Below are 14,013 nucleotides of genomic sequence, written 5' to 3'. Positions count from 1 at the left end.
ATGAAAACATTTAAAAAAACACTATTGAAATCGGCGGCACTTATTGTAATACTAATGGTAACAGTAGCTTGTAAAACGGAAGCCTCCAACGCAGTGGCAAGTAATGTAATAGCGAAGGACACCTTGAGCATTACCATCCTGCAAACAGCCGATATTCACGGACAGTTGGATACACATCCTGAATTATTTTGGGAGAATGATCAAGTCGTCTTTAAAAATAGGGGCGGACTGGCAAATATTAAAACGCTTTTCGACCAAGAACGGCAAAAAAATCCTAACCGCACTATTATTGTGGATGGAGGGGATTTAATTCAGGGGAGTGGCTATACCGCCTTATCTGAAGGGAAAGTGATGCCCAATATTATTAAGAATATGGGGTATGATGTCATTATACCCGGTAATTGGGAAGTGGTTTACGGCAAAGACATTATGATGAATGTAATGCAAGACTACGGGACAGAAGTTATCGTTCAAAACATGTATCACGAAGCTAACGAAGAACCACTATTTCCAGCCTCTTGGGTGAAAGAAATTGAAGGTGTGCGTATTGGCTTTGTTGGCATTAATGATCCTGATGTACCTGTGCGACAAAATCCTATTTTTAGTGAAGGGATTGGCTTTAGCGGATTGGATGCTGACTTGAAAACCATGATCGACGCCTTTAAAATCAATGAGGAGGTTAATGTGCTCTTTTTGGTGACGCATATCGGGATTTTTAAACAAGTGGAGCTGGCCAGTAATCCTATTGCTGAAAATGTCGATTATATATTGGGTAACGATACGCATGAGCGCGTCCGCGAATTAATCGTAGGGAAATATGCTAAAGTTACGGAGCCCGGTGCCTTCGGTTCCTTTGTAGGGAAGTTAACCTTACATTTTGTTGACGGTAAATTAGTCGGTGATGATTATGAATTGATGGATGTCGATCCTGAAGTTTATAAAGCCGATGAAACCTTACAAGCCTTAATTGACGAAGAAAAAGCGCCCTATAAAGACTATTTGGAAACGGTGGTCGGCCATACAAGCACACCAATTTATAGATATTTAACGGTTGAAAACCCAATGGACAATATGATTACCGATGCCGCGCGTTGGAAAACAGGTGCGGATATCGCCATTTCCAACGGATTTAGATTTGGGAACCCGATTGTGCCTGAAGACGGCAATCCCGCGGCAATCACAAGAGCTAATCTATGGAATTTACTGCCAGTGAATGAACCTGTAAAAACCGGAAGAGCTACAGGGAAACAGATTAAGGATTGGTTGGAAAAAGAAATGCACAATGCGTTTTCTCAGAATCCAACGGAACGTTTTGGGGGCTGGTTAGTGCGATTTTCAGGAATGAAAGTCAGTTTTAGCAGTCAAAACGAGAGAGGGCACCGAATTTCCAGTGTCATCGTTAAAGGTGAAGAAATGAAGGATGATGACTATTACACGGTTTCTGCCTGTGTGCGTCCTGGTGATCCACTCGATAATTTATGTAGGATGCCTAACGTTAAGGATGTAGAGGTAAAGGATTACACGATTCATGAGGCTGTAGAAGAGTACCTTCAGAAAAATTCGCCAGTATCACCAACATTAGAAGGGAGAGCGTACTGTGAATATTTAGGCACGTATTCGTTTTCAACCGTACCCGGGTCGGCATATAAATTTGAATAAAAAATAAATCATATGAAAAAAGATAAGAACGATAAAAACGCGAAGAGAACTTGGATTCAATACGGCATTTTTGCCGTTATAGCCATTGCGCTTTATGCAACAGGCTTACATACAGAAGTGATTGGTTTTGCGCAACGCGGACTATTGGCCACCGGATTGATGAATCCTGATGTCAAGGACATAACTGAAGTGCGACATGCAGATAATTCCAGTAGTGAGGCTACAACTTTACCAGCAGCAACTAAAGCTGATTTTAGTCTTAAATTAATGGATAGGGACGGAAACATCACATCTCTTGCAGATTTGAAAGGCAAGGTTATTTTTATGAACTTTTGGGCCACTTGGTGTCCACCGTGTATTGCAGAAATGCCAAGCATCGATAAATTACACGAAGAGATGGGTGATGAGGTGGCTTTTGTAATTCTGTCCTTGGATCAGGATTTTGAATTGGCCAAAGCCTTTGACAAACGCAAAGGTTACAATCTGCCAATTTATGCCCCGGCGAGTAACTTGCCACCAATGTACCAATCCTCGGCAATTCCGACTACTTATGTGATTGATGCTGCAGGTAACTTGGCATTGACCCATAAAGGCATGGCAGATTATAGCAACTCAGAGTTCAAAGACTTTTTAAAGAGTTTGAAATAGCATACATTCTAAAAAGGGATGATAAATTCAAATCAGAGTATTATCCCTTTTAGGAATCATCACAAATTTATTGGAACTTACAAGTAAGAAACACATTAAAGGTATGAAACTGAACATCTTATTCATAAACGACGTCCACGGTTACTTAGCGCCACATTCGGAATTGTTTTACGACGCATCGGGCGAAGTGGTACAAACGGCGGGCGGGTACGCCCATATTGCAGGATTGGTGGAAACTATTAGAAAAGAAAACCCGAATACGCTTTTATTTGATGGTGGTGATACCTTACATGGCACCAAACCCTTGGTTGATTCAAAGGGAGAAGCCATTATTCCAATTTTAAATGCACTACAACCCGATGCCTGGGTTGGCCATTGGGATTTTGGTTATGGACCCGAACAACTACAGCAGATTAACAACCAATTGAAGTTTCCAATTTTGGGTTGCAATGTGTACAAAGAGAATGGCTCCAATTTTTTGCAACCTACAGCACTCTATGAAAAAGAAGGCGTTAAAATAGGCGTGATCGGTGTTTGTGCGATGATTGTAGATAAGGTCATGCCCGAGAAGATGGGTGGGGGGCTCAAATTTACATCTGGTGTTGAGGAGGTTCCAAAATATGTCCAACAACTAAAATCAGATGGCGCAGATGTAATTGTGTTGCTTTCTCATAACGGATTTCCTCAAGATGTGGAACTTTTAAAACAAGTAGAGGGTATTGACATTTGTTTGAGTGCACATACCCACAACCGAATTTACAGCCCTATAGAGATCAACGGCGCACAGATTGTTCAATGTGGTTGCCATGGTGCATTTATGGGCAAATTCAGTCTTGAGATTAAAGAGAATAAAATTAAAAATTCCAATTATGAACTTATAAAAATTGACAGTTCAATTCCTAAAAGTGCTGCCGTAGAGATTTTGGTAGAGAAGGCTCTGGAGCCTTATAAAGCTATAAGAACGGTGGTGTTAGGTCGTACAGATACTGTTTTACATCGGTACAATACCATCAACTCCACCATGGATAATTTTCTGTTGAAGGCCATCGCTCATGCTACTAACACGGAGATTGCATTTTCCAACGGATGGCGTTATGGAGCGCCAATTGGAATAGGAGACATTACAGAGAATGATCTCTACAATATCACGCCAATGAATCCACCAGTGTCTACCGTTGTGTTGACTGGTGCAGAAATCAAGCAAATGTTAGAAGAAAATTTGGAACGGACGTTTTGCAAGGATCCGTTCGGGCAAATGGGTGGCTATGTCAAACGGGTTTTAGGACTGCAAATTAACATGCGGATTGAAAACCCTAATGGGCATCGGATTCAAGAGATTTTTTACAACGGAGCACATCTTGATATGACCAAGTCGTATACAGTAAGCTTTGTAACTACACAAGGGGTGTCCAAAAAATACGGTAAGAATCGGAAAGCTCATGATCAAAAAGCCGTGGCTGCGATGAAAGCTTACTTAAAAGAGTATCGAGATTTCAGTCCGGATAGAATTGACAGTTTTCGTTTGGTTTAGTATTATTGAACCATTGCCTCTATTGTAATTATTTCTTCCTGCCTACAAAGCGAATCACCTCCGCTTTACCTTTATGGTGTTCGCCTTCGTTTAGTTGGATGGTTTGTTGTTGCAATAACTCAAATTCCAATCCAGAAAACTCATTTTGTATGTCTTCAATTGAAAATAACATATCCAAATTTTTTGGCCCGCCTGAAGCATTTGCTAATTGTTCTTTTGCGAAGGCTTCAAAAATGACCGTTCCATTGGGCTTTAAAAATTGTAGCAAATACTGATTGGCCGATTTACGGATATCCTTCGGAAAATGGGCATAAATCAAGCCTAGAACATCAAATCGTTCATTCGTCTTAAAAGACAACACGTCTTTCACTTCGTAGTTGAACGCTACCTTGTGCTCTGAGGCCAGTTTTAAGGCCTTTTGTTTACCGCTTTCACTACTATCAAAAGCCATAACATTCCAGCCTTGTTTTGCAGCATATAGGGCATTCCTTCCTTCTCCTTCTGCTGGCAATAGAAGGTCTCCTTTGTTGATTTTGGTCAGCTGCTCTTTAAAGAAATCGTTTGGTGAGGTACCATACACGTAATCTTCAGCATCGTAACGTTGGTTCCAAAAATTGTTCTTTGATTCTTTCATAAGGTTTAAATAAAGCGACGTGTTCTTTGTTTATAATTGTAATAATCTGGATATTTTTGGATCAATAAGATCTCCTCATAAACGGATTTATAATAGAATAAAAGGAGAAGAATTCCTGTGATCAGCACTTTATAAAGCGATGAGACATAAAGAGCATATCCAAACCCCGAAAAGAGCAAAGCCGTATAAATGGGATGCCGGGACATACGGAATGCGCCATTGGTAATCAACTTGCCAGATGCAACGGGTGATGGAAACGGGGAGAGCTTCGTGTTTAATTGTAAGAGCGCCACTATTCCAAACAGAACAAAAACTCCCAAAATAAACAAACCCGAATAGCATAGCCATTCGGGTAGTTGTATTTTATATAGTTGCAAAGGTACAACATAGGCCAAAAAAAGCAGTAGTTGCCCTACTACAAAACCATAATCCTTTATCGGTGTTTTTAGGCTCAATTTTTAAATTGTTCTATGTCATCACTCAAATCGTAAATGGTGGCGCCTTTTAATTCGCTTTCCAGGATACTACTTCCTGCTGCACTACGGTAGCCCCCAGCACAATGGACTACAATAGGTTTCTCTGTTGGAATATTCTCGGCGGTATGTCGTAACTCGTGCAGTGGATGTGCTAAAGCGTTTTCAAAAAACTTGCCTTCATCAATCTCACTTGTATTACGAACATCTACAATCGTATAATTATCAGGATTCTTTTTAAAATCGGCCAAATCCAATTGTTCCGATTTCTCAAGGTTTTCATCAGCTAGCGTAATGACTTGCTTGACCTGTTTTTCGTAACCAATCTTAGCCAAACGATCTAAGAGTTTATCCTTGTTTTCCTTTGCGTCAATAACCAGAGTAAATGTTTCTTTTGGCTTCACAATGGCACCTAACCAAGTTTCAAATTTATCAATATCAGATGCTGCCTGAATATTGAAACTTCCCTTTAAATGGCCTTTTTTGAAGGTTTCTTCAGTTCTCATATCAATGATGAGTCCTGAAGCAGTAGTCTTTTTAGCAAATGGAATTTCTGCAATCGAAGGCTCTAAATTATCAGCACCCTCTTTGTTAATGTCTACATTATAACCAAAATAGGCGGGGATAAACGGTTGCCCATCCAATAAGGACTCAATAAATTCTTCTTTGGTTTGTTTCTTAAATGCCCAATTAAATTTTCGCTCATCGCCTAAAGTGCTGCTGGCGGCCTCGCTCAAATTCTTTCCACATAGTGAACCCGCACCGTGTGCAGGATACACAATAGCGTTATCTGGTAAATCCTTAAACTTTGTGTTTACGGTATCGTACATCATTTCAGCCAGTTCTTCACGTTTGGCCTTCATCTTACCGGATTTCTCCCTAAGGTCGGGACGGCCAACATCGCCAATAAACAGTGTGTCGCCTGTAAACAAAGCTGTTTTGTCACCTTCTGTAGCCACAATTGTAATACTGTCTGGAGAGTGTCCGGGTGTGTTTAAGGCTTTTATAGTGATGTTTCCTAGTGCTATGCTGTCGCCATCATCAAAGGGTTGGTGCGGATAATCAGCACCTAATTTTTCACTGTTATAGATGGTCGCTCCGGTTTCTTTATGCAGTTCAAGATGAGAGCTCACAAAATCAGCGTGTGGATGGGTTTCCAGTATGGCAACAATGGTCGCGTTATTGGCTTTTGCGTAGTCGTAATACTGTTGTGGATCACGCTCGGGGTCTATAACCGCTATTTTGCCTTCACTTACAATGGCGTACGAGTAATGGGAGAGGGGTTTGTATTCAAATTGTTTAATAGTCATAGTGTCATGTTTTTTATGAGGTCCTGTAATTGACCCTGGGTTATTAATAATTTTTAATTGGTCTTGTTTTTAAAACAACAAAACTGAAAATTTTGTACGGTGTCAAAAGGAGTGATGTGATCTGTAGTCAGGCATTCAATTTTTTGGAAATGCTTACCGAACACGTTTGTTAAGCCTTCGGCATCATATTGGGTAATTTTCAATCCGCTGCATTTTTCAGGTCCTTGTTTTGAAAAGGTTCCGATAATCAAACTGTTGTTCACAAAGGAGTTGGTCAGTGCCACGTAAGCTTGTATGTGCTTCTGGGTAGTCAAAAAATGAAACGCTGCCCGATCATGCCATAAGTCGTATAACACTGTCGGTTTAAAAGTCGTGATATCACTTACAATCCATTGCACATGTTTTGCCTTTTCGCCCAACCGTAATTTTGCTTTTTCGATGGCATTGGCAGAAATATCCAGTACAGTAATGTCCGTATACCCTTCTTCAATTAGATAATCCACAAGTTTGCTGTCGCCGCCACCTATGTCAATAATTTTGGCTGTTTTTGGTAGATCTCTATCCTGGATCAACTGCAAGGAGACGGTGGGTCTATCTTGAGTCCAACTCACTTGATCAGGAGTCTTATTTTCGTATATGGTTTCCCAATGGTCTTTTGTAGTCATCTAATTATTGTTAGTAGTGCTTTCTAAATATCTATATAAATCCTAAAAGCCATCTCAATTTTTCTTTTGGACGTTTACAAATAATTCTTTGCCCTGTCTTGAAGGATGGGAATTGTGTGCTGGTTCCATTGTCAACATATTAAAATGTGGTTCAAAACAGTTGAGATATTCGGCTTTATGCCCTCCAAAAGGAGGTGTGTCAGTATTTAAAGGTGCATCAAAAAGCAAGCCTGCTATTTTGCCGTTTTTATTGAGAAGTTCAGCAGCTTTGGAAACATACGAAATTCTTAATTTAGGATCTATAGCGCAGAAAAAAGTTTGTTCGATAATCAAATCAAAAGACTGTTTTAAATCGAAAAAATTTTGGTGAAGTAAATGTTCAGAAGGGAATGACGGCACGCGTTGTTTGAGATTGTTCAGTGCGGTTTTGGAAAGGTCTACCACATATACATTTTTAAACCCCTTATGGTGTAAATATTCTGCTTCGTAAGAATTACCACTACCTGGAATTAGAATCTTCAAATCCTTATCGGTCAACTGATCAACATACGCTTTAAGCGGTGGAGAAACTTCACCCATATCCCACCCAATATCATTGTTTATATAGCGAGTATCCCAGAAATTTTCTGTTAAAGTCATTGTAATTATATATTTAAAAGCATTATTGTCCGATAAAGAATAAAGATCGCTGCGCTTATAGTCCCGATAGCTATCGGAAAAAGAACAGAGATTTGAATTTAACTGACTGATAAACAATCGTTATTCTAAATTAAATTTGCCCAATCACTCTAAGTAAAATTGGTTTCAAAAAGCAAGGTACCATTTTTAATATCTCTTACCAGGTCTTACTTTAATTAGCTTTGTAAACTTTTTACTTGTTTTACCAAACGCTCATGATTTAAAAGCTGATGCTTAATTTTAGTCTTATCGTTTGGTTTTAGCAAAAGTAACACTCCAAATGCCTCTCACTTCATTCAGTCCATATCCAATTGCCTTGTCTTCAGGGTAGAGTATGGTTAATTTAGAAAGTGTTGAAGGTTCAATATTTTTGTTTGGCTTTCCGTGGCATTGTAAGCACATTTGATTGGTAAGAATAGGATAATAGACTTTTACTTTGCCATCTATATCTTCTACAATAGGGTTTGGGAGCTCCTTGTTTGCAATAACCTGTTTAAACGTTTCAACGTGCTCCAATTCAGTAGTATTAGCCTGATTGGCCGGATTTCTGGGTTTGTCAGTCACACGCTTGAGGTCTGCGTTCTGTAAAACCGCCATACTATCCGTCAGTGGATAGGCTTTTTCATTACAAAAGGAGAGCGCTCCTAAGGTTCCACTGTTTTGAATTGCCGTCATTAAATTTTTACCTAAAACGGCTTGCGTATTTAGCGCATATTGTAAGCCACGGTCAGCATATGAGATTGTGTCAGCGGCTAAAGTTGTTTGGACTTTTTCCGGGACCGTCTTTTTCTCTAGTCTATTTTCTACAGAAATATAGTTTGTCTTTTTTTCTTGATTACAGCTAAAAAATGAGACAGATACGGTAACAATTAAAACAGCTTTTTTCATAATTCGATTTATTTTATTGTGATAGCTTACCCGTGGCACAACTCACAAAAGATTTTGCTTTTGAAGTTAAGGAATTGGAATCTTCAACCGAAAGGGTAACCAAGATCTTTTAATCTTTCTCTGACAACAATAGCATCAGCGTCATCAAGATAATCAAAAGAAACCTTATGTTCTTCTACATACGTGACCGCCATATTTTAAATTTTGTACTACTATTGAGGTGTTTGTCATGCTGTGTATTCTAAACTATTTAAACGTGATGTAGTGTTTAAAAGATGATCTGCAAAAATAAGACCTGTTATTGCATTTTGCAGTAACCTAGGTTACATTGGTTATAAGCTTATAATTTTGATGACATTTCGGTTGAGTTCAATCTTGCCGAGCTGTTCCAGTTTTTTCAAAAGTCGGGAGATGACTACACGAGACGTATAAAGATCATAAGCAATTTCTTGATGGGTGCTTTTGATGATGTTACTGTCATTGACTCTTACTTTTTCTTTTAAATATTTCACCAATCGTTCGTCCATTTGATAAAATGCAATACTGTCTAAAGTGGTCAATAATTCGTTGATTCTATTGTGATAACTTTCAAAAACGAAATTCCGCCAAGACTTATATTTTGCGGTCCATTCTTCCATTTTAGCTACGGGAATCATGATGAGTGTGGCATCCGTTTCTGCAATAGCTCTGATCTCACTCTTTTTTTGACCCAAACAACAGGTCATGGTCAGAGAGCAGGTTTCGCCTCTTTCAAGATAGTAAAGAAGGAGTTCGTCACCCTCACTGTCTTCCCGTAACACTTTAATGGCACCAGAAATGAGCAAGGGCATAGATTTGACATATTCGCCTATCTCCATCATTTTAAAACCTTCTGGAATTTCTTTATAGGTGCCAACTTCAACAATTTCATCGAGTAAAGCGTCCTCAAATAAGTGTCCATAACTTTTCTTTAAATCATTTATCATGTCTTGGGTGGTTTTATCTGCTTAAAATTTTCACTGTAAAATGTAAAAATATAGTAATTCTATCTAATTTAGGCAAGCGACACATGTATTGCGGATAAAATTATAATTATCAACATGGAAAAAAACAATTGTCCAAAAGTTTGTAAAGACAGTTCTATTATAGTATAATGGGCTTCGCTAATTTATCATAGCCCATTTCTATGGAAACTGATAAGTTCATTTATATGTTTTTTGAAGCATACTTAGTCATTTTTAAATAACCCATTTTTTATATGTCGATAAAAGTCGCTAGAAAAGAAAGTGCCTCTAAATTTTTAGGTCTCGTTGTAAATAAAACGGTGTTTTTAACCGCTATTGCGGTTATTATTTTAACTGTAACGTTTACCTTAATATTTGAAGAACAAGCGGATTACTATTTTGGTATGGCCCAAACCTTTGTGTCTGCCCACGGGGGCTGGATCTACACGTTGGCCGTTAATTTATTTATAGTGTTTTGTTTATATATGGCCTTTAGTAAATTCGGGAAAATTCGGATTGGTGGTCATAAGGCAAAACCCGAGTTTAGTTTATGGGCCTGGTTTGCTATGCTCTTTAGTGCTGGGATTGGAAACGGATTGGTGTTATTTAGTATTGCAGATCCCGTCCGCGATTTTTTAAATCCACCACGTTTGGCAGGACAAGACCCTGCGCTAATTGCGCAAGAAGCCATTAATTTTTCATTTCTTCACCACGGAATTCACGGCTGGGCCATCTACTCCGTGGTCGGGCTGTCCTTGGCCTACTTTACGTTCAATAGAAAAATGCCGCTCACCCTGCGCTCGGCATTCTATCCGCTTTTGGGGAATAGGATTCACGGTTGGATGGGAGACCTGATTGATATTATGGCGGTCATTACAACGCTTTTTGGTCTGGCTACAACCATCGGATTTGGAGTAGGGCAGATCAACTCAGGACTGACGCACGTTTTTGGAATCCCGAGTTCACTGTTTTATCAGGTAATCATTATTTTAGGGGTGACTTTAGCGGCTACTATTTCTGCTTTTAGTGGTGTTAATAGGGGTGTCCAGATGTTGAGTAAGCTGAACGTTAGAGTGGCATCTACTATCTTTCTGCTCGTACTTATTTTAGGCCCCACCACGTTTATTTTTAAATCTTACATTCAAAATATTGGAAGTTATTTGGTGCATTTTATAGATATGTCCACATGGACGGAGTCCTTACAGGGTACTGACTGGCAAAAAACGCGAACCATTATGTACTGGGGTTGGTGGATATCCTGGTCACCATTCGTAGGGACGTTTATTGCCCGAATTTCTAAGGGACGAACCATAAAAGAGTTTGTTCTGTGTGTTCTGATTTTACCCGCTTTGGTAACCTTCCTATGGTTTAGCGCCTTTGGGGGCACTACTATGCGCGATATTCTTTTGGGAGATACCGCCATGATTGCTGCGGTAAACGATAATATTTCTACAGCACTGTATGTGTTTTTTGATAAATTTCCGTTAGCTATGCTGTTAAAAGTATTGGGCGTTATTCTTATTTGTAGCTTTATTATTACCTCGGCAGATTCAGGTGCTTTGGTTGTAGATAGCATTACATCTGGTGGGAAATTAAAAACGCCAAGATATCAGAGAGTCATCTGGGCGGTTGCCATTGGCGTAATTGCATCAGTGTTGATGTATGGCGGTGGCTTAAATGCACTGCAGACCGTAGTGACCATTTCCGGCTTGCCCTTTGCCATTCTTTTGGTGATCATGTGTTTTTCATTATATCGCGGTATGTCTGAAGATTATGATAAAGCAGAGCGAAAAGAAAAGCTGTTGGAAAGAGAAAGTTATAGAAAAAACATTCTCAATTTGGTGAATAAAGAACGGGAAGAGAAAAACTTAAAAAAGATAGATCCAGATAAAGCTCCGGACAAGAAACCCACTATAACCGATTTGTAAATTGATTCTAAAAGAACATAGTCCTCATAAAAGTAAAGTTAAGACATGACAAAGAAAATTAAATTAGAGAACGAGTTGAATGTGATGGTAGCTCTCGACCTTACGGCAATGGATCCTATTCTGTTGAAATATGTCAGCTTTTTATGTAAGGTTTGGAATGTTGAACATTTGTACTTTACCCATAACATCAAACACTATAAATTATATGATTTGTATGATGACTTTTTGGAAGAAGGCATTACTGTTGAAGATATAGTAGATAGAGCATTGAATAAAACCGTAGAAGACCATTATACAGCAGCGGTTCCGTTTACAGTAATTATTACTTCTGATGATTATACTGAAAGTATTCTCAGCCATCTTGCCAAAGAGTATAAAATTGACATTATGGTTACGGGTAATAAGGATGAATTACAAGGTACAGGTGCCTTATCTCAAAAATTGGTGCGTATGTTGGATGCTAACGTACTGTTAGTGCCTGAGGAAGCGAGACACGGAATGGATCATGTGCTCATCCCAACCGATTTTAGTTCAGCTTCTACAAAATGTTTTGAAGTGGCAGATAGTTTGGTAGAACGTTCAGGAGGAAAAGTTGAAGCTTTACATGTCTATAATATTCCTTCATTCTTCTTTCCGTACATCAACACAGACAAAGCGATCGATAAAACGAAACTTCATTTGAAGGAAAAGGTTGCTCAATTCCGAAAGAAATATAAACTCAGAGAGGACATACCATTTAAATATATTGATAGACGAAGCTTATCCGTAGTAGAGGCTATTGAAATTCATGCTGAAAAAGGCGACTTTGATATCATTGTCACCTCTGCTCGTGGAGCCAACACTATCACATCCTTATTTGTGGGAAGTGTAACCAATGATTTGTTGATTAGAAACCGAAAAATGCCATTGTTGGTGATACGTTAACCGCGGGTTTTATTCAAAAAAAATATAAATTTTCTAACCTCTCAGATTTTATTCTGAGAGGCTTTTTTTATTTAGGAAGTAGTACTTAAATCAATTAACCAATCTATTTCTTATTCCCAAAACCTGGATAGATATCTTTAAATGAGACAAGTTCACCTTGGTTGTTCTTCCCTTGCAATTCGTATTTAATGACGATTTTAGTACCAAGTGGCGCATAATAATATACTATCCAGGCATCAGATTCCCGTAGTCCAATACAGCCATTCGATGACGCTTTTCCTAAAGTTTCCAAATTGGTGGTAGGATGTATTAACTGACCTAAACTACGACCATTTATGGATGGCTCCAACCACGGAATGGCGGGAAGCATTGTACTCTTGCCATCATCTCTAGTGGTTCTATGATATTTACGATTTGTTGTAGGATTGGCAAAGGTCGGCTTTTTATTGACCCGGATTATTTCTCCTACGCCTGGTTTTGTGCGCATGTCTACATTGCCTTTAGCCATTTCCATATATTTTTTCCCTACTTTCCCTACGCGCACCGGAAACTTATAGAGTTCTTTATCATCTTGAATAATTCGGATTCTGAATTCGGGAATATTGAGTTCTAAAAATGTATGGCTTAACTGTATTCTTAAGTTTTGGGTTTCCAACGAATCTGGGATTATCAATACCTGATTTTTTTGCAAGGCCACAAGGGACTGGGAATCTTCATTGAAAATGCCTTTGTCCATGAGGTAATAATAATCTGTATGGGCTAGCGTATCTATAATCCATTTGTTGTGATGCACAAGAATATACTCATTAATGTCATAAGAATGGCGTTGGTTATGGTCAGCTACAACACTATCCATCCACTTAAAGTAACCTCGAATTGGAACATCCTTGTTGACGTTGATTGTCTTTAGGATTGAAGTTTTTACGCGTGCTGAACTATCGATGAGTACGAGTTCATTTTTGGGTGTTGTTGTGGCGTCAGCTTCAACTTTATCAGTGTTCAAACATCCTGTAAGCAGAAAGGCGAATATAAGGGGAAGCATTGTTTTCATCTGGTGGGACCTATTGGTTTTTTAAGACGGTATTCAAACACAAATCAAGCCTGTATTTTATCTGGGTAACACGCTTTAGGGAATGGTTTGATCTATCTCAAACGGTTTAGAAAGATCAACATTCTAATTACTGATCAAACCTAAGGTATTTGTTATCAATTTAGTATGATTTTTATCAGCTGTTCGGTTCACACACTTTGAAATTCTTCAGTATTGATAGACGAGAGGTCTTGATTGATTTTATCAATTGTTCTTTGTGGAAAATTTTCAAATTCCGGGTTAAAACGTTTGTGGTAGCCACAAACAACGGCTTTTTAAATATCAAAATTATCTTTTGGAAAACACCTATTAAAATCGTCAGAAACCTTTTCTATATTTAAAAACATTATTGTCCGATAAAGAATAAGACCGCTGCGCTTATAGTCCCGATAGCGGGAAAAGAACAAAGATTTGATTATAACTGACTGATAAACAATCCTTATTCTAAATTAAATTTGCCCAATCACTATTAGTGAAATTGGTTTCAAAAAGTAAGGTATTATTTTTAAGATCTCGTACAGATCACGCTTTAATGGGGTTTGCAAACTTTTTACCTGTTTTACCGGACACTCATGATTTAAAAAAGCGAGTTTTAAAACAAA

General features: G+C 38.6%; 13 protein-coding genes. 5 read left to right on the top strand and 8 right to left on the bottom strand.

The window, feature by feature from the left end:
• The 3 genes from JEM65_RS12110 to JEM65_RS12100 all read left to right on the top strand — a co-directional run bounded on the left by JEM65_RS12110 (window position 1) and on the right by JEM65_RS12100 (window position 3,838).
• Window positions 1-1,659 carry a bifunctional metallophosphatase/5'-nucleotidase gene (locus JEM65_RS12110; protein ID WP_199599849.1) on the top strand — a complete coding sequence of 553 codons (1,659 nt, stop codon included), beginning with the start codon at window positions 1-3 and terminating at the stop codon, window positions 1,657-1,659.
• A gap of 12 nt (window positions 1,660-1,671) precedes the next feature.
• A complete protein-coding gene (locus JEM65_RS12105; protein ID WP_199599847.1) occupies window positions 1,672-2,307 on the top strand; it encodes a TlpA family protein disulfide reductase in 636 nt (211 codons plus the stop codon).
• Between the two features lie 103 nt (window positions 2,308-2,410).
• Window positions 2,411-3,838 (top strand): bifunctional metallophosphatase/5'-nucleotidase, encoded by a 1,428-nt coding sequence (locus JEM65_RS12100; protein WP_199599845.1) that lies wholly within the window; start codon window positions 2,411-2,413, stop codon window positions 3,836-3,838.
• Between the two features lie 28 nt (window positions 3,839-3,866).
• Here JEM65_RS12100 and JEM65_RS12095 read toward each other — a convergent pair whose 3' ends face one another.
• The 7 genes from JEM65_RS12095 to JEM65_RS12060 form a co-directional block, all read right to left on the bottom strand.
• On the bottom strand, window positions 3,867-4,472 hold the full coding sequence (locus JEM65_RS12095) for a class I SAM-dependent methyltransferase (RefSeq protein WP_199599843.1): 606 nt from the start codon (window positions 4,470-4,472) through the stop codon (window positions 3,867-3,869).
• A gap of 5 nt (window positions 4,473-4,477) precedes the next feature.
• Window positions 4,478-4,927: a methyltransferase family protein gene (locus tag JEM65_RS12090; RefSeq protein WP_199599841.1), complete on the bottom strand. Its 450-nt coding sequence runs from the start codon at window positions 4,925-4,927 to the stop codon at window positions 4,478-4,480.
• Window positions 4,924-6,255 carry an MBL fold metallo-hydrolase gene (locus tag JEM65_RS12085; protein ID WP_199599839.1) on the bottom strand — a complete coding sequence of 444 codons (1,332 nt, stop codon included), beginning with the start codon at window positions 6,253-6,255 and terminating at the stop codon, window positions 4,924-4,926. Before JEM65_RS12085 ends, JEM65_RS12090 begins: the two co-directional genes overlap by 4 nt.
• Before the next feature lie 53 nt (window positions 6,256-6,308).
• Complete coding sequence (locus JEM65_RS12080; RefSeq protein WP_199599837.1) at window positions 6,309-6,920, bottom strand: class I SAM-dependent methyltransferase; 612 nt, start codon at window positions 6,918-6,920, stop codon at window positions 6,309-6,311.
• A gap of 54 nt (window positions 6,921-6,974) precedes the next feature.
• Window positions 6,975-7,559 carry a methyltransferase domain-containing protein gene (locus tag JEM65_RS12075; RefSeq protein ID WP_199599835.1) on the bottom strand — a complete coding sequence of 195 codons (585 nt, stop codon included), beginning with the start codon at window positions 7,557-7,559 and terminating at the stop codon, window positions 6,975-6,977.
• 285 nt (window positions 7,560-7,844) lie between these two features.
• Window positions 7,845-8,486, bottom strand: a complete 642-nt coding sequence (locus tag JEM65_RS12070; RefSeq protein WP_199599833.1) for a Tll0287-like domain-containing protein — start codon at window positions 8,484-8,486, stop codon at window positions 7,845-7,847.
• A gap of 332 nt (window positions 8,487-8,818) precedes the next feature.
• Window positions 8,819-9,451 (bottom strand): Crp/Fnr family transcriptional regulator, encoded by a 633-nt coding sequence (locus JEM65_RS12060; protein ID WP_199599831.1) that lies wholly within the window; start codon window positions 9,449-9,451, stop codon window positions 8,819-8,821.
• Window positions 9,452-9,723: 272 nt separating this feature from the next.
• Here JEM65_RS12060 and JEM65_RS12055 point away from each other — a divergent pair, with 272 nt between their 5' ends.
• Both JEM65_RS12055 and JEM65_RS12050 read left to right on the top strand, forming a co-directional pair.
• Window positions 9,724-11,397 carry a BCCT family transporter gene (locus JEM65_RS12055; protein WP_199599829.1) on the top strand — a complete coding sequence of 558 codons (1,674 nt, stop codon included), beginning with the start codon at window positions 9,724-9,726 and terminating at the stop codon, window positions 11,395-11,397.
• 45 nt (window positions 11,398-11,442) lie between these two features.
• Entirely contained in the window at window positions 11,443-12,321 is an 879-nt protein-coding gene (locus JEM65_RS12050) for a universal stress protein (protein ID WP_199599827.1), read from the top strand.
• A gap of 103 nt (window positions 12,322-12,424) precedes the next feature.
• Here JEM65_RS12050 and JEM65_RS12045 read toward each other — a convergent pair whose 3' ends face one another.
• Complete coding sequence (locus JEM65_RS12045; RefSeq protein WP_199599825.1) at window positions 12,425-13,372, bottom strand: L,D-transpeptidase; 948 nt, start codon at window positions 13,370-13,372, stop codon at window positions 12,425-12,427.
• Between the last annotated feature and the right edge of the window lie 641 nt (window positions 13,373-14,013).

This window comes from Gelidibacter salicanalis (genome assembly GCF_016469035.1).
GTDB classification, from domain to species: domain Bacteria; phylum Bacteroidota; class Bacteroidia; order Flavobacteriales; family Flavobacteriaceae; genus Gelidibacter; species Gelidibacter salicanalis_A.
This window is presented reverse-complemented; position numbering and strand designations above follow the sequence as displayed.

Coding starts and splice junctions, on each gene's coding strand:
- JEM65_RS12110 (WP_199599849.1), top strand. CDS start 1: ATGAAAACATTTAAAAAAACACTATTGAAATCGGCGGCACTTATTGTA.
- JEM65_RS12105 (WP_199599847.1), top strand. CDS start 1,672: ATGAAAAAAGATAAGAACGATAAAAACGCGAAGAGAACTTGGATTCAA.
- JEM65_RS12100 (WP_199599845.1), top strand. CDS start 2,411: ATGAAACTGAACATCTTATTCATAAACGACGTCCACGGTTACTTAGCG.
- JEM65_RS12095 (WP_199599843.1), bottom strand. CDS start 4,472: ATGAAAGAATCAAAGAACAATTTTTGGAACCAACGTTACGATGCTGAA.
- JEM65_RS12085 (WP_199599839.1), bottom strand. CDS start 6,255: ATGACTATTAAACAATTTGAATACAAACCCCTCTCCCATTACTCGTAC.
- JEM65_RS12080 (WP_199599837.1), bottom strand. CDS start 6,920: ATGACTACAAAAGACCATTGGGAAACCATATACGAAAATAAGACTCCT.
- JEM65_RS12075 (WP_199599835.1), bottom strand. CDS start 7,559: ATGACTTTAACAGAAAATTTCTGGGATACTCGCTATATAAACAATGAT.
- JEM65_RS12070 (WP_199599833.1), bottom strand. CDS start 8,486: ATGAAAAAAGCTGTTTTAATTGTTACCGTATCTGTCTCATTTTTTAGC.
- JEM65_RS12060 (WP_199599831.1), bottom strand. CDS start 9,451: ATGATAAATGATTTAAAGAAAAGTTATGGACACTTATTTGAGGACGCT.
- JEM65_RS12055 (WP_199599829.1), top strand. CDS start 9,724: ATGTCGATAAAAGTCGCTAGAAAAGAAAGTGCCTCTAAATTTTTAGGT.
- JEM65_RS12050 (WP_199599827.1), top strand. CDS start 11,443: ATGACAAAGAAAATTAAATTAGAGAACGAGTTGAATGTGATGGTAGCT.
- JEM65_RS12045 (WP_199599825.1), bottom strand. CDS start 13,372: ATGAAAACAATGCTTCCCCTTATATTCGCCTTTCTGCTTACAGGATGT.